This window comes from Frankia torreyi (assembly GCF_000948395.1).
GTDB lineage: Bacteria > Actinomycetota > Actinomycetes > Frankiales > Frankiaceae > Frankia > Frankia torreyi.
Genome location: NZ_JYFN01000030.1, coordinates 61,365 through 81,307, shown reverse-complemented (window position 1 = coordinate 81,307; position 19,943 = coordinate 61,365). Strand labels below are relative to the sequence as shown.

Here is a 19,943-nt window from a genome sequence, read left to right as displayed (position 1 = left end):
ACCGGCCCCGCCTCGGTCTGTCACTCAGGGGTTGGCTCAGGGGTTGAGGAGGGCGTGGATGGAGTCGAGGAGGCTGAGCCGGCCGCCGTCCTCGGTGTGGATGGCGGTGGAGGTGACGTGGCGGGTGGCGCGCGCGAGCATGGCGGCGGGTTCGGGGCCGGGGAGGATGGGTGGGGCCTCGGTGAGAGCGCGGCCGTCGGGGATCCGGGCGGTGACGGTGCCGTCCGGGGCGCGGTCAAGGTGGATGTGCTCGTCGTGGATGGCGTGGTGGTGGGCCGTGCAGAGCAGGAGTAGCCGGTCGATGTCGGTATCGCCTCCCTCGACCCAGTCGGTCAGATGGTGGATCTGGAGCCAGCGGGTGTGTCCGCAGCCGGGGTACTGGCAGCGACCCTGGTCGCGGGCGTAGACGGCGTCGCGGAGTCGTGGGCTGGGGTGGCGCTGGCGGCGGCCGAGGTGCAGGGGATTGCCGTCGGGGTCGGCGAGCAACGCGCGGATCAGCCCGTCGCAGCCGAGCCGTTGCAGGACCTGTGGGGACAGCCCGATCCCGCCGTCGACGTCGGCCCACGCTCCGATCCCGATCAGTGGTGTCGCCGGCAGCCCGGCGACGCCGTCCGCAGCACTGTCGTTCACGTCCGGGGCACTGGCACCGCTCTCCGCGCCGGGCTGGGTGTCACGGCCGGCGGGGGTGTCGGGGCGGGTGGGGGTGTCGGGGCGGGTGGTGAGGTGCACCGTGAGGGTGTGGCCGGGGGTCGTCAGCCCGGGAGCGGGCCGGTCGAGGAAGCCCTCGGCCAGGGCGACCAGCGCATCGGCGTCCCGCTGCCGGTCCCGCGACGTGGTCACCCGCTCTCCGTCCGCGGGCAGACCCGCCACCCCGGCCCCGTCCGCCGCACCATCGCCTGCCGCACCATCGCCGCCTGCCGCGGCGTCGTCGTTGTCGTTCGTCCTGGTGCCCGCAGGGGGAGGGGTGGTGTCCTCGAGGCTTGCCCGGGCCGCGTCCAGTGCCGCGATCAGCCGGGCGCCCTCCTCGGGAGCCAGCACCGCGTGCAGGCAGAGCATCCCCTCGTCATCGATCCGCCAGGACAACCGCCGGGCGGCGCGGCGTACCCGCTCATCCCCCCGGACCTGCCGGTAGGACCGCACCAGCCGCTCGATCTGGCCCGCGCTGCAGAAACGGGCATGGGACAACCAGACCTGCTCGGTCGCCGGCTCCGCGACCCGGGTCACCGCCCGCACCTTGGAATAGGACAGGGTGCCGGCGGCGAAAGCGGCACGGATCGCGGGAAGACGCTCCAATGCGTGCGCGGTGGCCAGATGCTCCCGTGCGGTCCGCAGACCGATCCCGCACCGCCAGGCCAGCCAGTGCGCGCACGACCCCATACCGNCCCCGGACCAGCCCTCCCGCCGGTCGAACGCCGCCAACGCCGTCAGCCAACCGCAGGTCGCCGCCGCGATCCGCCCCGCCCAGCGGCAGATCACCTCCTCCACCACCCCCAACGCGGCCGTCTCCACATCCACCTCCAGAACGGATGGGAATGGTGAGGACGTCGGAGAAGGAGCTGCCGCTGCTGCCATCATCATGATCACCGGGCCAGGGGTGTCGTCGATCATCGGACCCGAGCATCGTCCCACCCACCACCGACAAAAACCGATCAAGATCAACTGTGGCGGGTCGGCACACCCGTGACCAGGGCCTGTCATGACCTCCCCAGGGCCACGACCTCCCCAGGGCCGCGACCGCTGCGGACCGATCTTCATGTCTGCGGATGATCGGTTGATCGCGGGAATGCTCAGAGATGCGGGCCTGACTTCCGGTGATCCGGGTGTTCCCTGAGGTCGGTGTTCCGCGGAACCGCGCCGTGCCGCGCTGCCGGACGCGAGCTCGACTTCCATGACCAGGGTGATGTGGGTCGGACGCGGCCGGCAGTCTGTGGGGAGGCGGGCGCGGGTTCGGTGCTGGGCCGGGCAGGGGGTGCTTGTGTGGCGGGTGCTTGTGTGGCGGGTGCTTGTGTGGCGGAGTGTGCGGCCGCGCTCAGGCGGGCTGCCACAGCTCGACCCGGTTGCCCGCCGGGTCGGTGACCCAGCCGAAGCGACCGACACCCTCCATGTCCTGCGTCTCTTCGGCCACGTCCGCTCCCTTGGCGCGCAACTGCGCAAGCATCGCATCCAGGTCGCGGACCCGGAAGTTGAGCATGGTCTGCTGGGCGCGGGACCCGAAGTAGTCGGTCTCGGACTCGAACGTCGTGAACACGGTCGGCCCGGCTCCCTGATGCCACAGGCCGTTCTCATCGACGTCCAGACCCAGGCAGTCGCGGTACCACGCACTCAGGGCCGCCGGGTCCACGGCCCGCAGGAAGTAGCCACCGATGCCAAGCACACGTTCCATGCCGCCATCCTGCCAGGACGGCGATCGGGCGGGCTGGCATCACACCATCGCCCGTAGGGACCGGACCCTGGACGCAGAGTCCCTGCAAACGATCGTGGTGTTCCGCGGAACCGGCTCCGGGATCGGCGCGAAGTCTGCGGTCGGCACTGCCGGTCTCGGACGTGGTCGGCGCTACTGTCCGCTCTCGAGACCCGGGCCGAACGCGCGCCGCAGGTCTGGCCCGTCGAAGCTGAGCGTGTAGATCGCGGGCATCGGCATCGAAAGCCAGAAGGCGCAGTCGATCGGAAGGCCGAGAGCGAGCAGCGCCCGAGAGATCCACGTGCCGTGCGTGGCAGCCAGGATTGTCGTCGCGGGCGCGGCCGACCCCACGAGCGCACGAACCGTGTTCCCCGCACGGGTGGTGAGCTCGGCGAGTGATTCGCCTGTCCCGATGACCGTGCCGGGTTGCGCCCAACTCCGCTCGTAGTGGGCCTGCCAGTCGCGCGTCGGAGCCAGGCCTGACCGCCACTCGCGAAGCTCGTCACGGCGGCAGATGGGCAGTCCCACGACCCGGGCAGTCGGTTCCAGGGTCTGGATCGCGCGAAGGCACGGACTGGACAGGAGGCGCGATGCGCGGCCATGGTGACCGAGGGCTGAAACAAGGTCGAGGGCCTGTTCGCACCCCTTCTCAGTGAGAGGCCGCCGATACTCGTCGGGGCCATCGGGAGTCGGGGCGACCGAGTCGGCGTGACGGACCAGAAGCAGATCAACCACAGGCGCGATCATGCCTCGCCGGCGTAGGCGAGGGGACGTGCCGCGCGCGGGTGGGAGTCGGGTTCCCGCCCGCGCGCGGCACGGGTCTTCAGCGCAGGCCGGAGCGGACGAAGCCGCTCACGACGTGGCGTTGGAGCAGCAGGTAGATAATGAAGATCGGCAGGCAGGCCAGGCCGGCGGTCGCGGTCAGCGGGCCCCAGTCGTCGCCCTCGGTGGCGCTCATGAAGCTGCGGATGCCGAGCTGCAGCACATCGTTGTGCCGCTGCAGGACCAGCGCCGGCCAGAAGTACTCGTTCCAGGCGTTGACGAGCAGCAGGATGCCCAGCGCCGCCAGGGCCGCGCGCAGGTTCGGCACGACCACCATCCACAGCGTCGACCAGGACGACCGGCCGTCCATCCGCGCCGCCTCCAGCAGCTCCTTGGGGAAGCTGTCGAGGTGCTGGCGCAGCAGCAGCACGCCGAGCCCGGAGACGATGTTCGGGACGATCACCCCGGACAGGGTGTTCAGCAGCCCGAGCTGGTGCAGCAGCACGTAGTTCGGCAGCATGGCGACCTGGAACGGCACCAGCCAGCTACCGACGAAGGCCAGGTAGAGCACCCGCTTGAGCGGAAAGTTCCAGGCGGCGAAGGCATACGCGGCGAGCAGGCTGGTCAGGAGCTGCCCGAGCGCCGTGAGCACCGCGACGACGGTGGTGTTGAGCAGCAGCCGCAGGACGTCGACCTCGTCGATCGCCGTGCGGTAGCTGTCGACGGACAGCGGCCACGGCAGCGGGCTGACCTCGTAGACGTCGTTCGGTCGCCGCAGCGACGTCGCATACAGCCAGTAGATCGGGAACACGCAGGCCAGGCCCAGCAGGGCCAGCGTGAGGTGGCCGACGACGACGCGCGTCCTCGACCGACCCCCCGGCGTCTCCGGGGCGTCGAAGTTGGTCATCGGGGCGCCCTCTCAGTCGTCGTGGATGGTGACGCGCTCGGAAATCCACAGCAGCACCGCCGCCACCAGCCCGAACCCGAGGAAGAACACCACTCCGGCCGCCGAGGCGAGGCCGGCGTCGAAGCTCTGGATGCCGTACTCCCAGAGCAGGTAGTAGACGTTGGTGGTGGCGTCGACCGGACCGCCCTGGGTGAGCGTGTCGATCAGCGGGAACGTCCACTGCGGCGCGAACAGCAGCGCTGTGGCCAACACCAGGAACACCAGCGTCGGCGACAGCAGCGGCAGCGTCAGCCAGCGGGTGATCTGCCAGCGCGACGCCCCGTCGACGGAGGCGGCTTCCGCGTAGTCCCCGTTGATCGAGGCCAGGCCAGCGGCGACCACGACCACGGCGAACCCGAGGACGTGCCAGCCGGTGATGCCGGTGATGGCGATCAGGGCGGGCCATCGCTCGTGGAACCAGTTCACCGACGAGCCCGTCGCCCGGTTCACCGCTCCGGTGCGGGGGCTGAGCAGCCACTGCCAGACCGCGGCGCTCGCCACCGGCGCGACCAGGAACGGCAGGAAGATCAGCGCCTGGTAGATGCTGCGCGCCCGGCCACGCACCTCGCGGGAGAGCAGCCCCACCACGACGGGGATGACGATGGTGAACGGCAGCAGACCGATGATCATCAGCAGGGTCCGCCAGACCGACCCGCCCAGCTCGGGCAGGGTGAACAGCCGGTGGTAGTTGTGCCAGCCGACCGGGGTCGCGGGCTGCGTCGGCGACAGGTTCCACGAGTAGAACGAGTAGTTCGCCGTCTCCACCAGCGGACGGTAGATCCAGACGATGAGCATGCCCAACGCCGGGACGAGGTACAGGTAGGGCACGACGCCGCGGCCGAGGCGGCGGGCCAGGCGCCGGGCGGTCCGGCCCCGACCCCCGGCGGCTGCCGGCGCCACGATCGGCGCCGGCAGCGTGGGGGGAGCGACCTCGACGAACATCCCGCTCATCCCGGGGTGGTCTGCGGGGTGAGGTTGCGGATGAACTCCAGCCTCTCGGCCCGGTCGTTGTCGTAGACCTGGCCGGCGGGAGACAGCGGGATCGCGGTGGCGACGAACTGGCCGTCGATCAGGTCGATCCGGCTGAAGCCGCCGCCGAGCAGGCCCCGCAGCCGGCCGTCGGGCGGCAGCGGGTCGGTGTCGTAGGCGAGGGCGGGGCTGACCCAGACGGGGATGCCGGCGAGCGCGCCGGCGCCGGCGTGATGGGCGTGCCCGCTGAGGATCATCCGGACGTCGGTGCCGGCGACGACGTCGGCGAGCCGCTCGGCGGCGGCGAGCCGCAACAGGTGCACGGTCGGCACCGGCGACGGCAGCGGCGGGTGGTGCACGATCAGCAGGGTGCCGCGGGGCGCCGGGGTGGCCAGCACGTCGGCCAGCCAGGCGAGCTGGGCGTCGGTGAGCCAGCCGTCGTGGCGGCCCGGCGTGGTGGAGTCGAGGGCGACCAGGCGCAGGCCGTCGACCAGGTGGACGCTGTCGCAGGGATGGTCGGCCGACCACTGGCCGGCCTGTCCGTCGAGGCCGACGGGCACGCCGGCGCCGTTCAGCAGCTCGGCGCGGAAGGCCAGCCGCTCGTCGTGGTTGCCCATCGCGTAGACGACGGGCGCGTCGAACGTGGCCGCCAGCGGGTCGACGATCTGCCGCAGCCGCCGGTAGGAGGCGGGGGAGCCGTCGTCGGCGAGGTCGCCGGTGAGCAGGATCCCAGCGACCGGACCGGTCGAGGACGCCACCGTCGCGGCGACCGTCTCCAGCAGGGCGAAGGTGTCCACGCGGTCGTGCATCAGCTCGCCGGCTGGCAGCAGGTGCGTGTCGCTCACCTGGATCAGGGTCAGCTCGGCCGGTCCGGTCGTGGTCATCGGATTACGCCTTCGGGAGCAGTGCCGCGCCCTGCTTCTGGGCAGCGGTCAGGGTCGACTGCGCGTCCGCGCCCTGGTAGACGATCTTTTCGACCGCCTCCATCATCCCGTCACGGACCTGGATGTAGTTGACGCCGGGAATCGAGATCCACGGCTCCATCCGGTCGAGCTGAGCGATGTTCGGCACGACCAGCGGGTTGGCCTTGGCCCAGGCGGCGAGCCCGTTCGGGTCGTCGACGAGGCCGGTCCGCAGCGGCAGGTAGCCGATCTTGGTGGAGATCGTCTTGTAGGCGTCCTCGCTGGTCAGGAACTTGATCAGCTCCCAGCCGGCGCGCTGCTTGGCCGGGTCGTTCGACAGCACGAACAGCGACGCGCCGGAGTTCGTCGGGATGGTCGGCTTCTTCCCGAAGCTCGGCATCTCCGCGGCGCGCAGGTCCCACTTGCCCTTCGAGCCCTTCACGAACGTGCCCTGGATGGAGCTGGTCTCCAGGAACATGCCGATGTTGCCGGCGGCGAAGCTCGTGTAGGCCTCCTTCTGGCCGAGCACGGGGGTCAGGCCGTCCTTGACCAGGCTCTGGGCCATCTGGACCGCCTGGACGGCGGGGGGCTGCGAGTAGGTCAGGGTGGTGCGGTTCTCGGAGATCACCCGTCCGCCGTTGGAGCGGACCAGGCTCTGGAAGCACCAGTCCTTGGCGATCTTCGTGAGGCAGTCGAGGTACACGCCGTCGTGGTTGGTCTTGTCGACGATCGTCTTGGCGTCCTGACGAGCCTCGTCCCACGTCGTCGGCGGCTTCGCCGGGTCGAGACCGGCCTCGGCGAAGATGGAGGCGTTGTAGTACAGCACCGGAGTGGAGAAGACGAACGGCACGCCGTAGGTCTTGCCGTCCCAGTCACCGAGGGTCCGCGCGGTCTTGGCGTACGGGAACTTGGCGCCGTCGAAGTTCGCCTGGACGGCGTCCTTGCCGACCAGGTCGTCCAGCGACTTCACCTTCAGCGAGTGGATGGCGAAGTCGAGGTCGCTGAAGCCGAGCTGGACGACGTCCGGCGGCGAGCCGGCGGCGATCTGGCTCTGCAGGCTCGACACCGTGTCGGTGGCCGGGTTCGGGCTGGAACCCTGCGGCTTCTGCGCCGTGACGTGGATGTTCGGGTGGGCCTTCTCGAACTTGCCGATCAGCTCGTTGAAGGTGTCGGTCCAGGCCCCGGCCTGCCCGAAGTTGTAGCTCTCGAAGACGATGGAGACCTTCTGGTCCTTGCCGAGCTCGGGGATCTTGCTGGTGGCCTTCGGCGCCACGTCGTCGCCACCGCCCCCGGGCGAGCCGCAGGCGGCCAGGACGGACAGTGCGGTGGCGGCCGACAGGGCCACCAGGGAGAACGATCTCCGGGCGAACGGTCTTTTCACGTGCTGCTCCTCGGCGAGGTGACAGTGCGAGCGGGTGAGCTGTGGCGGGTGTCAGGTGGCGACGGGGACGCGGGCGGCGGGGACCTGAGGGTCCCGGTCCGGCTGCCAGACGAGCCGGCGTCCCGACTCCCGGTCGAACAGGTGGGTGTGCTCGGGGCGGACGGTGAGGACGACGGCCTCGCCGACGGTGAAGCCGGCCGGCCGGCGGGCCCGCACGGCCACCTCGGCCGCACCGACGCGGCAGTGGGCGATCTCCTCGCTGCCGAGGTTCTCGATGCTGCGCACGCTGCCGCGCAGCGTCGCCGCGGGGGCACCGCCGTTGGGGGCACCGCCGTTGGGGGCACTGCCGTTGGGGGCACTGCCGTTGGGGACACCGCCGGCCTCGGGCGCCGGGCCCGCGTCTGCGGCCGGCCGCAGGCTCAGGTGCTCGGGGCGGACGCCGAGGATGGCGGGTCGCCGCACCTGCTCGCCCTCGTGAGAGGGATGGTCGAGGCCCAGGGGGACGTCCACGCCCTCGGCGACCGCGTGCAGCCGGCCGTCGCGGCTGACGATCTCGGCGTCGAGCAGGTTCATCGGCGGGGAGCCCAGGAATCCGGCGACGAACGCCGACGCCGGGGTGTCGTACACCTCGGTCGGCGTCCCGAGCTGCTCCAGGCGGCCGCGGTTGAGCACGGCGACCGACGTCGCCATCGTCATCGCCTCGACCTGGTCGTGGGTGACGTAGACGAACGTCCGCCCGAGCCGGCGGTGCAGCTCGGTGATCTCCGTGCGGGTCGCGGTGCGCAACTGGGCGTCCAGGTTCGACAGCGGCTCGTCCATCAGGAAGGCGCCGGGGTCGCGGACCAGGGCGCGGCCGAGCGCCACCCGCTGGCGCTGGCCGCCGGAGAGCGCACGCGGCCGGCGGTCGAGCAGCGCGCCGAGGTCGAGGATGTCGGCGACCTCGGCGACGCGGCGGCGGATGTCGGCCTTGCGCTGCTTACGAGCGCGCAGCGGGAATCCGATGTTGCGTTCGACGGTCAGGTGCGGGTAAAGCGCGTAGCTCTGGAACACCATCGCGAGGTCGCGGTCGCGGGCCGGGGCTTCGGTGACGTCGTTGCCGTCCACGAGCACCCGGCCGTCGCTGGGGGAAACCAGACCTGCGATCATGCGCAGCAGCGTCGACTTCCCGCAGCCGCTGGGGCCGAGCAGGACCAGGAAGTCGCCGTGGGCGACGTCGAGGCTCACCCCGTCGACCGCCCGCACGTCACCATAGCGGCGCGTGACGTTTTCGACGGTAATACGGCTCACTGGTTCCCCCCTCCGATCCGGCGGCATCTGCCAAACAGCTGTGTTATGTCCTGCGCGCGCCGGGGCCGGACCAGTGCCGAACCGGTTTGTCCCCTGGCCGATGAATTCCCGGCACCCGGTCCGTGTACGTGTCGATTAATTCCGTGTCGACGGGCAGCTGCAGTTCAGCAGGTCTCGGTGAATCGTTGGTGAACGGATCGCGACGAATATGTCGGTGACCGCCCCCGATTGGAGGTTCCAATCGCCCGAGAGGAATCCGGCTACGCGGGCCTGCGGCGCTCGCGGATCCAGGCCGCGACCGCGGGGCCGATGACGGCGGCGTCCTTCGTCCAGGCGAAGTGGTCGCGGTGGGCGACGCCGGCGGCGGCGGTGATGTGCCACCGGTCGATGCGGGCTCGGGGCATGCGGCGGCAGAGGAAGTCGACGTTCGACTTCGGTCCCAGCCGGTCGTCGTCGAGGGAGATGGCCAGCACCGGCAGGTCGAGCTCGGCGAGCAGGCGGTCGTAGTCGCGGGTCGTCCCGTGCGGCCGGTAGCGGCTGGTGCGGGAGTGCCGCGCCCAGTCCGTCATCACCCGGCCGGGCATGGCGCCGCCGATGAGCATGCCGCCCGGCCAGTAGCCGCGCACCCGCGCGACCAGGCCGATCGTCTGGATCGAGTACAGCGCCTCCGCCCAGCGTCGGAAGCCGAACGCCTTCCAGTACACGGTCCCCGTGCCGATGACGCAGACGCCGGCGATCCCGCCCCCCGCGGGTTGCTCGGCGGCGGCGTGCAGCAGGGCGATCTGGCCGCCGAGGCTGTGCCCGAACAGGTATGGCCGCGCCCCGGGGAACCGGGTCCGCACGGCGGCCAGCACCCGCGGCAGGTCGACCTCGATCAGCTCGCGGTAGCCGAAGGTCGGCTGGTCGTGCAGGCCGGGCGTCGACTCGCCCTGGGCGCGCAGGTCCGTCGTCACCACCGACACCCCCGCCGCGTGCAGCGCCCGCGCGATCGGCAGGTAGAACTTCGCCTTGAGCGCCATCGCGGGCAGGATCAGCACGACCGGCGCGCCCGGATCGGCCTGGGGGAGCACCCGCAGCACGAACGACACGCCTCCGACGCTGTCGACCCGCAGCGCCTCCAGCGCCGAGAACTCCGACCGGCGCGGCGGTGCCGAGCCGGGTGCGGAGCCGGGCGCCGTCCCGGGCGTCGGGCCGGTCACGGGGCGGCCGGGGCGGCCGGGGCGGCGAGCTCGGCGACGTAGGCGAAGCGGAAGGTGGCGACCAGGGTGCCGGCGGCGTCGTGCAGCACCGCCTTGCCGTCGAGGTCGACGCGCTCGCCGGGGCCGGCGGCGAGCACCTGGCGCACCGCGCGCTCGTCGACGGTTCCCACCGCGCGCACCAGGCCCCGGGCGGGTCGGCGGAACGACGACCAGCTGTCGCGCACGACGAGCCATTCCACGTCGGCGATCCGGCCGGCCGTCGCCCCGACGAACGCGCACGCCCCGGCGATGTCCGCCGCGAGGAACTGCGCGCCGGCGTGCACGGTGCCGAACTGGTTGGTCAGCTCGGGACGGTCGGGGATCTCCACGACCGCGTGGTCGGCGTCGACCTCCGTCACCTCGACGCCGACGAACGCGCCGAACGGCACCACCGTGTTCGCCATCCGCCGGATGTGCTCGAAGTCCACGCCCGCGCCCGGCTGGGCGAAGACCGCGAAACCGGGTGCTGCCGGGCTCAGAACTGACGGGTTGCTCACCTGGGTCTCCTACCGCTGATGGACGTGCCGCTGATGGATGTGCCGCTGATGGAGATGGATCGCCTGGCGCGGTTCCGCGGAACACCACGATCATGAGAGTCGGGCCGCGGCCAGGACTCCAGACGCGACGCGCGGTTCCGCGGAACACCACGATCGGCGGGGCTAGCCGAGGCGGCGGAACACCCGCCGTGCCACCGAGGCCCGCAGCACCTCGGAGGGACCCTCGTAGATACGGAAGGCGCGCGCCTCGACGAGGAAACGGGCGACGAGGTGGTCCTCGCAGACGCCGAGGCCGCCGAAGAGCTGCACCGCCCGGTCCAGCACCCGCCACACCGCCTCGGACACGAAGGTCTTCGCGATGGCGGCGTCGTGGCGGGCCGCCGAGCTGGTCGCCCCCTGAGTGTCCAGGGTCGCGGCGGTGGCGTGGACGAGCGCGCGGGCCGCGGCGATGTCGATCTCGTTGTCGGCGACGAGGGCCTGCGCCATGCCGTGCTCGGCGATCGGGGCGCCGAAGGAATGGCGTCCCAGCACGTGCTCGGCGGCCAGGACGTGCGCGCGGACCGCCAGGCCCAGCCAGTTCATGCAGAACGTCAGGCGGGACGGGGCCAGCCGGGCCTGGGCGTACTCCAGACCCAGCCCCACCTCGCCGAGCACGGCGGCGTCGTCGACGCGGCAGTCGTCGAAGGCGACCTCGCAGTGGCCGCCCGGGGCGCTGGTGAAGTCCAGCGTCGGCATCCGGCGCACCACCCGCATCCCTGGGTTGTCCGCGTCGACGAGGAACATCGTGGGGCCGGCGTCGGTGCGCGCGACGCAGATCGTGAACGCGGCGCCGTCCGCGCCGGTGATGAGGTGCTTGGCACCCGTGATCGACCAGCCGCCGGGCACCCGGGTGGCGACGGTGCGCAGCATGCTCGGGTCGGATCCGGTGCCGGGGGCGGGTTCGGTCATCGCGATCGCCGAGCGCACCTCGCCGGCGGCGAGCGGCGCCAGGTAGCGCTCGCGCTGGGCCGGAGTGGTGGCGTCGGCGAGCAGGTGGATGTTGCCGTCGTCCGGGGCCCAGCAGTGCAGGGCCAGCGGCCCGACGAGGCTCGCGCCCGCCGCGATGAGCACGTGCGCCTGCCCGCGGAAGTCCAGGCCGAAGCCGCCGTACTCGACGGGCGACAGCGGGCCGAACACCCCGGCGTCCCGGGCGGCCGCCACCAGCTCCAGGCGCAGCGCGTCGTCCATCCGGCGGCCGTCGACGACGATCTCGCGCTCGACGGGGACGACGACGTCCCGGATGAACCGCGCGGTGCGTTCCGCCAGCAGCACGGGATCCGGCGGACTCGATGCCTCGGAGGGCCTGACGATTGTCTCGCTCACGGTTGCTCCCACCGGTAAAAACGTGCTGCATGCGGGGTCATTCGCGCGGGGTCATTCGCGCGGGGCCATTGTTGCCGTGCCCTGCGCGTTCGGTCGTCGGCCATCGACGTTTTCGATGGGGTGATTGCCGTTGTATTGATCGCTGTTCGCGTGATGNCTGGCATGAGACGGTTTGCCGGTGAGTTCGGTATCTCGCTGGACGGTCCTGCGGGTGGACGAGGCGACTCTGGCAGCGGAGAACGTGCTGGTCGTCGTGCTGGTGGACCCGCAAGGAGAGGCTCTCGACACCTGGGCTCCGGGCGCCCACGTGGATATTCGGGTACCGGGTGGGGAGATCCGCCAGTACTCGTTGTGCGGTGATCCGTCCGATACCCGGTCCTGGCGAATCGCGGTGCTCCTGGAGGAGAAAAGTCGGGGCGGGTCGCGCTACTTCCATGAACAGGTCGTGAAGGGTACGGAAATCGAGGTGGGCGCCCCGCGAAACAATTTCCCGCTGGTGGCCGGCGGGTCCTATCGGCTGGTCGCCGGCGGCATCGGGATCACGCCTCTGCTGCCGATGCTGCACGAGCTGGAGCGCCGCGGCGCCGACTGGCGGCTGTACTACGGCGGTCGGGCACGGCGGCGGATGGCGTTCCTGCCCGAGCTCGCCCGCCACCCCGACCGGGTGCGCGTGCTGCCCGAGGACACCGAAGGCCTGCTGCCCGTCGACGACATCGTCGCCGAGCTCGCCGCAGACTCGCGGCTGTACTGCTGCGGGCCGGAGCCGCTGCTGGCGGCCACCGAGCGGGCGTTCGCCGCCCGCGGTATCGGCAGCCTGCACGTCGAACGGTTCCGTCCCCGCCCGACGGACGGCGCGGACGAGGCCGACCAGCGGGCCTTCGACGTGCTGCTGGCCGGCTCCGGGCGGCTGGTGCGGGTGCGCGCCGACCAGTCGGTGCTCGACGCGCTCGACCGCGCCGGGCTCGACGTCCCCTCCTCGTGCCGCGAGGGCACCTGCGCGAGCTGCGAGACGACCGTGCTCGACGGCGAGGTCGACCACAGGGACTCCGTGCTGTCGGCGGAGGAGCAGGCCACCGGCACCACCATGATGATCTGCGTGTCCCGGGCGCGCTCGGAGCGGCTGACCCTTGACATCTGACCGACCGGCCTCGACGCCCCGCTCCGGGCACGCCGTCGTGCTCGGAGCGGGGGTCGCCGGCCTGCTCGCCGCGCGGGTGCTGAGCGAGTCCTTCGGCCGGGTCAGCGTCCTCGACCGCGACGACCTGCCCGGCTCCGCCGACGGGGAGAGCGCCGCTCTGGGCGCCCGCCGTGGGGTGCCGCAGGCCGGGCACCTGCACGCGCTGATGGACCGCGGGCGCGAGATCCTCGAGGAGCTGCATCCCGGCCTGGTCGCGCAGCTCGTCGCCGCCGGGGCGCCGACCAGCGAGGCGCTGGTCGGTGGGCGCTGGTACCTGCAGGGGCGCCGGGTCGGTCCGGTCTCCACCGGGCTGACGTCGGTGCTCGCGAGTCGGCCGCTGCTCGAACGCGAGCTGCGCCGGCGCACGGCGGCCCTGCCCGGCGTCCGCCTGCTGCCGAGGACCGCGGTGATCGGCCTGGTCGGTGACGGCGTCGGGGCGGGTGGGGCCGTCACCGGCGTGCGGATCCGTGCCGGCGGCGGCGACGGCGCGTCGACGGTGCTCGCCGCGGACCTGGTGATCGACGCCAGTGGGCGCAACTCCCGCTGTCTGGACTGGCTCGCCGCCGTCGGGCACCCGGCACCGTCGACGTCGCGCGTCACGGTGGATCTCGGCTACGCCTCGCGGGTCTACGAGCGTCGCCCCGAGCACCTCGGCGGCGACCTCAGCGTCATCATCTCCACCACCCCGGGCCTGCGTGGTGGGGGCGCGGCCGCCATCGAGGGCGACCGCTGGATCGTCACCCTCGCCGGCCTGCTCGGCGAGCATCCCCCGACCGACGACGACGGGTTCGCCGCGTTCGCCCGGCGGTTGCCGGTCGGCGACATCAGCGACCTCATCCGCGCGGCGACCCCGCTGACCGACGCCGTGCCGTACCGGTTCCGGGAATCGGTCCGGCGGCACTTCGAGGCCGTGCGCCGCCCCCCCGACGGGATCGTGGTGCTCGGCGACGCGCTGTGCAGCTTCAACCCGCTCTACGCGCAGGGCATGACGGTCGCCGCCCAGCAGGCGCTCGTCCTGCGTGACTGCCTGCGGGAGGGCGAGGGCCTCGGCGGGCTGCCGGGCCGCTTCTACCGGGCGGTCGGGCCCGTCCTCGACGTCGCCTGGGACATGGCGACCTCGTCGGACCTGCGCTACCCCGCGGTGGTGGGCCGACGCACCCTGCGGGGCCGGGTCACCGGGAGCTACGCGGCCCGGGCACAGCGCCGCGCGCACCGCGACCCCGCCGTCGCCCGCACCCTCATGCGCGTCGTCCACCTCGCCGAACCGCCCACCGCGCTGCTGCGCCCGGCGCTGGCCGCCCGGGTGCTCGCCCCGGGCGCCCCGCGGGCGATCGCGCCCGCCTCGCTCACCATCCGTGACCGCCTGGCCGTCCCCCACCACGAGCAGTCATAGAAGGAGCACAGCATGGTCACCGTCCACCCCGCGTCGTCCGAGGCCCTCGACCGACCGGACGAGTCGTCCCCCGAGCAGACGGGGGCCCGGCTGCTCGCGAAGCTGTTCGACCCCGCGAACCGACACGACCCCTACTCCATCTACACCGAACTGCGCGCCGCCGGACCGCTGCACACCGGGCCGTTCGGCCTGAAGCTCGCCAACCGCTACGCGGACTGCGCGGCGGTGCTGGGCAGCCAGGAGTGGGGCCACGACCGCGAGCCCCACCAGCTGCACCCGACCATCCCCGCCGAGGCCTTCCCGGCGTCGTTCCTGTGGATGGAGCCGCCGGACCACACCCGGCTGCGCGGCCTGGTGACCAAGGCCTTCACCGCGCGAACCGTGGCGGCGCTGCGGCCCCGCATCGCCGCGCTCGTCGACGAGCTGCTCGACAACGCGCTGCGGGCCGGCGAGTTCGACCTCATCGCCACCATCGCCTACCCGCTGCCGCTGACGGTGGTCTGCGAGATCCTCGGCGTGCCCGCCGAGGACCACCCGCTGGTGCAGGTCTGGTCGCAGGCGCTGGCCCGGGCCTTCGACCCCGACGTGCTGATGACGCCGGAGGCGCTCGCCGAGCGCAACGCCGCCATCCCCGACTTCCTGTCGTACTTCCGCGCACTGGTCTCCCGCCGGCGCCGGGAGGCGACGGGCGACGACCTGATCACCCAGCTCGCCGCCGTCGAGGAGGCGGGCGACCGGCTCACCGAGGAGGAGCTGCTCGGCACCTGCGTGACGCTGCTCATCGCCGGCCACGAGACGACGGTGAACCTCGTCGGCAACGGGATGATGGCCCTGATCCGCCACCCCGACCAGGTCGCGCTGCTGCGCGAGCGCCCCGAGCTGATCGGGCCGGCCGTCGACGAGCTGCTGCGCTACGACTCGCCCATCCACATGAACACCCGCGCCGCCAAGCGCGAGCTGGTGGTGGCCGACGAGGTCTTCGCCCCCGGCGAGGGGATCGTCGCGCTCATCGCCTGCGCGAACCGCGACCCGCTGGTGTACGACGACCCGGAGCGGCTCGACGTCACCCGTTTCCACACCACCAGGCCGATCGCCCGGCACCTGTCGTTCAGCCTCGGCCACCACTACTGCCTCGGCGCGCCGCTGGCGCTGCTCGAGATGGAGCTGCTGCTCGCCGGGGTGCTGGACCGGGTCGCCGACATGGAGCTGCTCACCGACACGCCGCCGTACAAGCCGAACATGCTCATCCGCGGCCTGGCCGAACTCCCCACGCGCTTCCACGCCGCCTGAGTTCCACGGCACCCAGGTTCCACGCCGCGGGCTCACCGGTCGGCCGCATGGGCCGGCGCCATCGCCTCGGTGAGACCGAGGGCGGCGCCGGCCCTTCGCCGGTTCAGGCGGCGGCGGGGGAGAGGTCGACGGGCAGCGAGCTCAGCCCGCGGTGGATGAGGCTCGGCTGGTAGGACAGCTCGTCGGTGGCCAGCGACAGCGCCGGTGCCCGCTCGACCAGCGTGCGGATCGCGGTCGTCGCCTCCAGCCGGGCCAGCGGCGCACCCAGGCAGTAGTGCAGGCCGAGGCTGAAGCCGAGGTGCCGCGGCGAGCGGCCGGGTTCGGCGTAGCGGGTGATGTCGAGGCGCTCACCGCCGTCGAACACGTCGGTGTCCCGGCCCGCCGAGCCCATCAGCACGATCGCCCCGTCCCCGCGGCGGAACCGGCGCTCGCCGACGGTGGTGTCGGTGAGCGCGACCCGCATCGTGAACTGGGTCGGCGTGTCGTAGCGCAGGATCTCCTCCACCGCCGACGGGGCCAGCTCGGGCCGGGCGCGCAGCAGCGCGAGCTGGTCGGGGTGGGCGAGCAGGGCGAGGATGCCGTTGCCGACCAGGTTGATCGACGTCTCCATCCCGGCGACGAGCAGCAGCACGCAGATGCCGAGGACCTCGGCCGCGGTGAGGACCTCGCCGGACTCCTCCACCGCGACGAGCCGGCTGAGCAGGTCGTCCTGCGGGTCGGCCTTGCGCCGGGCGACGAGGTCCTGCAGGTAGGCGACGACGTTCGCCCCGGCGTCGTTGCGGCGGGCGATGTCCTCGGCGGACAGCAGACCGTCCGGGTCGGTGCCGCGGGCGATCGCCAGTTCCCAGGAGCGCAGCAGCTCGGCGTCGGACGCGGGCACCCCGAGCAGCCGCTGGCCCACCATCGCCTGGGCGAGCGGCGCGGACAGGTCCCGGATCACGTCGAGCCCGCCGGCGGCGAGCGCCCGGTCCACCAGCGTGTCGACCAGGCTGGTGATCATCGGTGCGAGGTCGGCGACCATCCGGGCGCTGAACGCCTTGTTGACCAGCGTGCGCAGCCGCCGGTGGTCCGGCGGGTCCATCCGGATGAACGACCCGGGCAGGCTCGCCTGCTGGTCCCAGAAGGGGCTGAGCCGGTCGACGTTGCCGTGCCCCCATGCCTGGCTCTGCAGNACCGCGGCGCAGTCCGAGAACCTGGACATCAGCGTCACCTCGGCATCGCCCAGGCGGACGGGTGTCGGGACGGCAGCCTCGCGCAGCCGGCGGTACCGAGAGTAGGGATCGATCCGGTGGGCGGTGTCGAACACGTCGTGGGCGTCGACCCGGTCGCCGTCGATCTCCGCTGTGGTCATGAATCCCGCTCCTTCGTATGCGCCACCCGGCCCTGGGACTGCGGTACTGGGAACACGGGTATGCGCGCGGAGAAATGCAGGTGGCGGCGTCATCGTGGGTCCGGGGTTGGTGCCGGTCAAGGGCTCTTTGCCGCGGGCCGGGCAATTCTCATCGGTCGATAAGGAGCGGGTATCAGGCGCGCACGCTTTTCAGGTCGGCCGGAAGATGGACGAAGCGGAAGCCGGCGCCGAGCAGGCGGGGCAGGGCCGCCGCCACGCCGGGTCCGGTGCCGCGGCGGGGATGGTTCATGTGCCCGATCACGATCGAGCCGGGCGGGGCTGCCAGCAGGCTGGCGCGGACCTGGGCCGCGGTGTACGTGGCGCCACCGTCACCGTTCACCGCGAACGAGACGATCGTCTCGCCGAGGTCACCGACGATGCGGGCGGCGACGTCGTCGCTGTACGCCGTACCCGGCCGGAAGAGCCGGGGCGGTCGGCCGAGCAGGCCGGTGAGGTTGGCATGATTGCCGGCCACCTCGTCGTAGACCTGGCCGGCGTCGCGGGTACCGGGGATGCCGTAGGCCGACCGGCCCGACACCGACAGCGGCCGATGCAGGGTGCCGTGGTTGGCGATCTCGAACAGCGGGTCGGCGGCGAGGTCGGCGAAGGCGGGCCGGTTCGCGTCGATCCACCGGGAGTTGAGGAAGAGGGTCGCCGGGACGCCGTACCGGCGCAGCGTGGTGATCAGGCCCTGGTCGTAACCGCTGCCACCGGGGCCGCCGCACGCGTCGAAGGTGAGTGCCAGCGCCCTGTCGGCGACGGGCAGCCGCGTGATCGTCCCGGGCAGGTCCAGGGGCCCAGGCGTGCGGCCGCAGCCCACCGTAACGGGCGACGACCTCGGCGCGGCCCACCCCGGCCGGCGTCGCCGCGAGACCCGCCTCCATGGGAATCCGCCGACCGGCCGGGTGGGGCCCGCCCGTACCGGCCGGGTCGGGTCCGCCCGTGGCAGCCGCGGAACGGTCGGTTCCACAGCCGGCGAGGACGCCGAGCGTCATTCCGGCGACGCCGGTGACCAGAGCGCGGCGAGATGCCGGCATTGCACTATCCCCCGATCCGGCCCCGACGATCCGGCGCCGACCACCCCCGGATCCCACGATCCGGCCCCGGCAATGGTGTCACGGCCAGCGTCGACCGCACCGACGCCACCCGCTGTGGCCGTGCATGGGCCAGCTGAGGCCGGGAATTCCGCATCGGTCGATAAGAAGCGGATATCGAGTGCGGCAGTCCTGTCCCCGCGGCCTAGCGTCGGTGACGTGGCCGAGGTCAGTGGCATGGCGGAGACCGGTGGCATGGCGGAGACCGGTGGCATGGCGGAGACCGGTGGCGTGGCGGGGGTCGGTGGCGCGCGCGAGATCTTCGATCCGCGGTGGCGCAGCGATCCCTATCCGCTCTACCGGACGCTGCGGGAGTCGGCCCGCTGCCACTGGCTGTCCCCGGCCCGGCTCGGCGTACTCACCCGGCACGCCGACTGCGTCGGCGTCCTGCAGGATCCCGCCTGGGGCCACGTCCCGATGGAGAGCAGCGCGTTTCGTCCGGTGACGGATCAGGATGAGGGCCTGCGGTCGATGCTGCGGGCGAACCCGCCGACGCACACCCGGCTGCGCCGCCTGGTCAGCAGGGCGTTCACCCCGGCGAGGATCGCCCGGTTCCGCCCTATGGCCGAGGCGCTGTCGGGTGAGCTGCTCGACGCGGCCGTCGACCGCGGCGAGGTCGACCTCGTCGAGGCGTTCACCCGGCCGCTGCCGCTGCGGGTCATCTGCTCGTTGCTCGGCGTCCCGGCGCGCGACGAGAAGGTCTTCAGCGGCTGGGCGTCGGCGCTGACCCGGGGCCTCGACCCCGACCAGGTCCTCGACCCGGTGGAGCGGGCCCAGCGTACCGAGGCCACCCGGGCATTCGCCGACTACTTCACCGAGCTCATCGCCCGCCGCCGCGACGAACCCGCGGACGACCTGCTCAGCGACCTGATCGCCGTGCAGGAACAGGGCGACCGGCTCGGCGCGGACGAGCTGCTCGAGATCTGTGTCCTGCTGCTCGTCGCCGGCTACGACACGACCGTGAACCTGGTCGCGAACGCCGTGCTGGCACTTGCCCGGGACCCGGGCCAGTACGCGGCGCTGGGGGCGAACCGGACGCTCGTGCCGGCGGCGATCGAGGAGACGCTGCGCTACGACCCGCCCGTCCAGTGGACGGGACGCACGGCGCTTGCCGACACGGAGCTCGCCGGGCAGACGTTCCGCGCCGGAGACGGCATCATCCTCGTCGCCGGCGCCGCCCACCGCGACCCCGCGGCCTTCCCGCAGCCCGACCGGTTCGACCTCACCCGCTACGCCTCGCCGTCCGCTCCCGCGGCCCGCCACCTCGGCTTCGGCCACGGCCTGCACTACTGCCTCGGCGCGCCGCTGGCCCGCCTGGAGGCCGAGACCATGCTGACCGCCCTGCTCGACCGCGTCGCCCGGCTGGAGATCACCGCCGAGCCGACCTACCGCCCCCACCTCGCCGTCCGCGGCGTCGAGGCCCTGCAGGTCCGCCTCCACGCCCGCTGAACTGCCCCCACTCCGCTACTGATCTTTAACGTGCGGTGCCGGTGGATGGATCATGATGATGGCTCCGCAGTCGGTCCGGTGACGGCGACGTACCCTCCGGGCGGATCAGGATGGTGCCAGACCGGCCCGCGAACGGCTGCCGGCCGGCGCGTGATCCCGCCCCCGACCTGCCTCCGACTGATGATCGAGGTGCTCCCCAAGGAACCGCATCCCGCCTCCCGCCGATGATCATGGTGTTCCGCGGAACCGGAACCGGGCGGGACTGACCAGTCGACTCCCGGCCAGGTTCGCTCCGCCAACGCTCGAGCGGGGCCGGGCGGCTCGCTGGCGGGGTCGCGGCCCTGCCGCACACCTTGTGGCGGCAGTCAGGCTTGCCTTTGGCGTCTACATGACGCCATAATGGCG

The 19,943-nt window shown here is 72.4% G+C and carries 15 protein-coding genes and 3 pseudogenes; 4 read left to right on the top strand and 14 right to left on the bottom strand.

Annotation, left to right across the window (positions count from 1 at the left end; all coding sequences use genetic code 11):
- Positions 1–36: 36 nt before the first annotated feature.
- From FF36_RS18665 to FF36_RS18615, 12 genes and pseudogenes are all read right to left on the bottom strand, one after another.
- A pseudogene (locus tag FF36_RS18665) lies at positions 37–1,381 on the bottom strand (HNH endonuclease); the annotation flags it as partial.
- A 1-nt stretch (position 1,382) separates the two neighbouring features.
- A pseudogene (locus FF36_RS38350) lies at positions 1,383–1,608 on the bottom strand (HNH endonuclease); the annotation flags it as partial.
- Between the two features lie 421 nt (positions 1,609–2,029).
- Positions 2,030–2,383 (bottom strand): VOC family protein, encoded by a 354-nt coding sequence (locus FF36_RS18660; protein ID WP_044886385.1) that lies wholly within the window; start codon positions 2,381–2,383, stop codon positions 2,030–2,032.
- A gap of 171 nt (positions 2,384–2,554) precedes the next feature.
- Positions 2,555–3,136 (bottom strand): histidine phosphatase family protein, encoded by a 582-nt coding sequence (locus tag FF36_RS18655; protein WP_082122030.1) that lies wholly within the window; start codon positions 3,134–3,136, stop codon positions 2,555–2,557.
- Positions 3,137–3,224: 88 nt separating this feature from the next.
- Positions 3,225–4,070, bottom strand: coding sequence for a carbohydrate ABC transporter permease (locus tag FF36_RS18650; protein WP_044886383.1), 846 nt, complete (start codon positions 4,068–4,070; stop codon positions 3,225–3,227).
- A gap of 12 nt (positions 4,071–4,082) precedes the next feature.
- The gene (locus FF36_RS18645; protein WP_082122029.1) at positions 4,083–5,060 is read right to left on the bottom strand and encodes a carbohydrate ABC transporter permease; all 978 of its coding nucleotides are present in this window, start codon (positions 5,058–5,060) and stop codon (positions 4,083–4,085) included.
- Positions 5,057–5,962: a metallophosphoesterase gene (locus FF36_RS18640; RefSeq protein ID WP_044886381.1), complete on the bottom strand. Its 906-nt coding sequence runs from the start codon at positions 5,960–5,962 to the stop codon at positions 5,057–5,059. Before FF36_RS18640 ends, FF36_RS18645 begins: the two co-directional genes overlap by 4 nt.
- Positions 5,963–5,966: 4 nt before the next feature.
- Entirely contained in the window at positions 5,967–7,361 is a 1,395-nt protein-coding gene (locus FF36_RS18635) for an ABC transporter substrate-binding protein (protein WP_044886380.1), read from the bottom strand.
- A gap of 51 nt (positions 7,362–7,412) precedes the next feature.
- Complete coding sequence (locus tag FF36_RS18630; RefSeq protein WP_044886379.1) at positions 7,413–8,648, bottom strand: ABC transporter ATP-binding protein; 1,236 nt, start codon at positions 8,646–8,648, stop codon at positions 7,413–7,415.
- A 260-nt stretch (positions 8,649–8,908) separates the two neighbouring features.
- The gene (locus FF36_RS18625) at positions 8,909–9,847 is read right to left on the bottom strand and encodes an alpha/beta hydrolase family protein (RefSeq protein WP_055866558.1); all 939 of its coding nucleotides are present in this window, start codon (positions 9,845–9,847) and stop codon (positions 8,909–8,911) included.
- A complete protein-coding gene (locus FF36_RS18620) occupies positions 9,844–10,383 on the bottom strand; it encodes a PaaI family thioesterase (protein ID WP_044886378.1) in 540 nt (179 codons plus the stop codon). The genes FF36_RS18625 and FF36_RS18620 overlap by 4 nt, the downstream gene beginning before the upstream one ends.
- 162 nt (positions 10,384–10,545) lie before the next feature.
- Positions 10,546–11,745, bottom strand: a complete 1,200-nt coding sequence (locus tag FF36_RS18615; protein ID WP_044886377.1) for an acyl-CoA dehydrogenase family protein — start codon at positions 11,743–11,745, stop codon at positions 10,546–10,548.
- 178 nt (positions 11,746–11,923) lie between these two features.
- On the opposite strand from FF36_RS18615, the gene FF36_RS18610 reads away from it, so the two are divergent.
- The 3 genes from FF36_RS18610 to FF36_RS18600 are packed head-to-tail and all read left to right on the top strand — an operon-like array spanning position 11,924 to position 15,605.
- A complete protein-coding gene (locus tag FF36_RS18610; protein WP_242422612.1) occupies positions 11,924–12,883 on the top strand; it encodes a PDR/VanB family oxidoreductase in 960 nt (319 codons plus the stop codon).
- Positions 12,873–14,315 carry an NAD(P)/FAD-dependent oxidoreductase gene (locus tag FF36_RS18605; protein WP_044886375.1) on the top strand — a complete coding sequence of 481 codons (1,443 nt, stop codon included), beginning with the start codon at positions 12,873–12,875 and terminating at the stop codon, positions 14,313–14,315. The genes FF36_RS18610 and FF36_RS18605 overlap by 11 nt, the downstream gene beginning before the upstream one ends.
- A 12-nt stretch (positions 14,316–14,327) precedes the next feature.
- Complete coding sequence (locus FF36_RS18600; RefSeq protein ID WP_044886374.1) at positions 14,328–15,605, top strand: cytochrome P450; 1,278 nt, start codon at positions 14,328–14,330, stop codon at positions 15,603–15,605.
- A gap of 103 nt (positions 15,606–15,708) precedes the next feature.
- On the opposite strand, the pseudogene FF36_RS18595 reads toward FF36_RS18600, so the two are convergent.
- Both FF36_RS18595 and FF36_RS18590 read right to left on the bottom strand, forming a co-directional pair.
- Positions 15,709–16,776, bottom strand: a pseudogene (locus FF36_RS18595) (cytochrome P450); the annotation flags it as partial.
- Positions 16,777–17,128: 352 nt separating this feature from the next.
- Positions 17,129–17,815, bottom strand: a complete 687-nt coding sequence (locus FF36_RS18590) for a polysaccharide deacetylase family protein (RefSeq protein WP_242418721.1) — start codon at positions 17,813–17,815, stop codon at positions 17,129–17,131.
- Positions 17,816–18,284: 469 nt separating this feature from the next.
- Between FF36_RS18590 and FF36_RS18585 the strand changes: the two genes are divergently transcribed.
- On the top strand, positions 18,285–19,538 hold the full coding sequence (locus tag FF36_RS18585) for a cytochrome P450 (protein WP_082122035.1): 1,254 nt from the start codon (positions 18,285–18,287) through the stop codon (positions 19,536–19,538).
- Positions 19,539–19,943 lie beyond the last annotated feature (405 nt).

Bases quoted from the DNA above. Each gene is read 5' to 3' on its own strand.
- FF36_RS18660 (WP_044886385.1), bottom strand. From the start codon at position 2,383: ATGGAACGTGTGCTTGGCATCGGTGGCTACTTCCTGCGGGCCGTGGAC.
- FF36_RS18650 (WP_044886383.1), bottom strand. From the start codon at position 4,070: ATGACCAACTTCGACGCCCCGGAGACGCCGGGGGGTCGGTCGAGGACG.
- FF36_RS18645 (WP_082122029.1), bottom strand. From the start codon at position 5,060: ATGAGCGGGATGTTCGTCGAGGTCGCTCCCCCCACGCTGCCGGCGCCG.
- FF36_RS18640 (WP_044886381.1), bottom strand. From the start codon at position 5,962: ATGACCACGACCGGACCGGCCGAGCTGACCCTGATCCAGGTGAGCGAC.
- FF36_RS18600 (WP_044886374.1), top strand. From the start codon at position 14,328: ATGGTCACCGTCCACCCCGCGTCGTCCGAGGCCCTCGACCGACCGGAC.
- FF36_RS18585 (WP_082122035.1), top strand. From the start codon at position 18,285: ATGGCGGAGACCGGTGGCATGGCGGAGACCGGTGGCGTGGCGGGGGTC.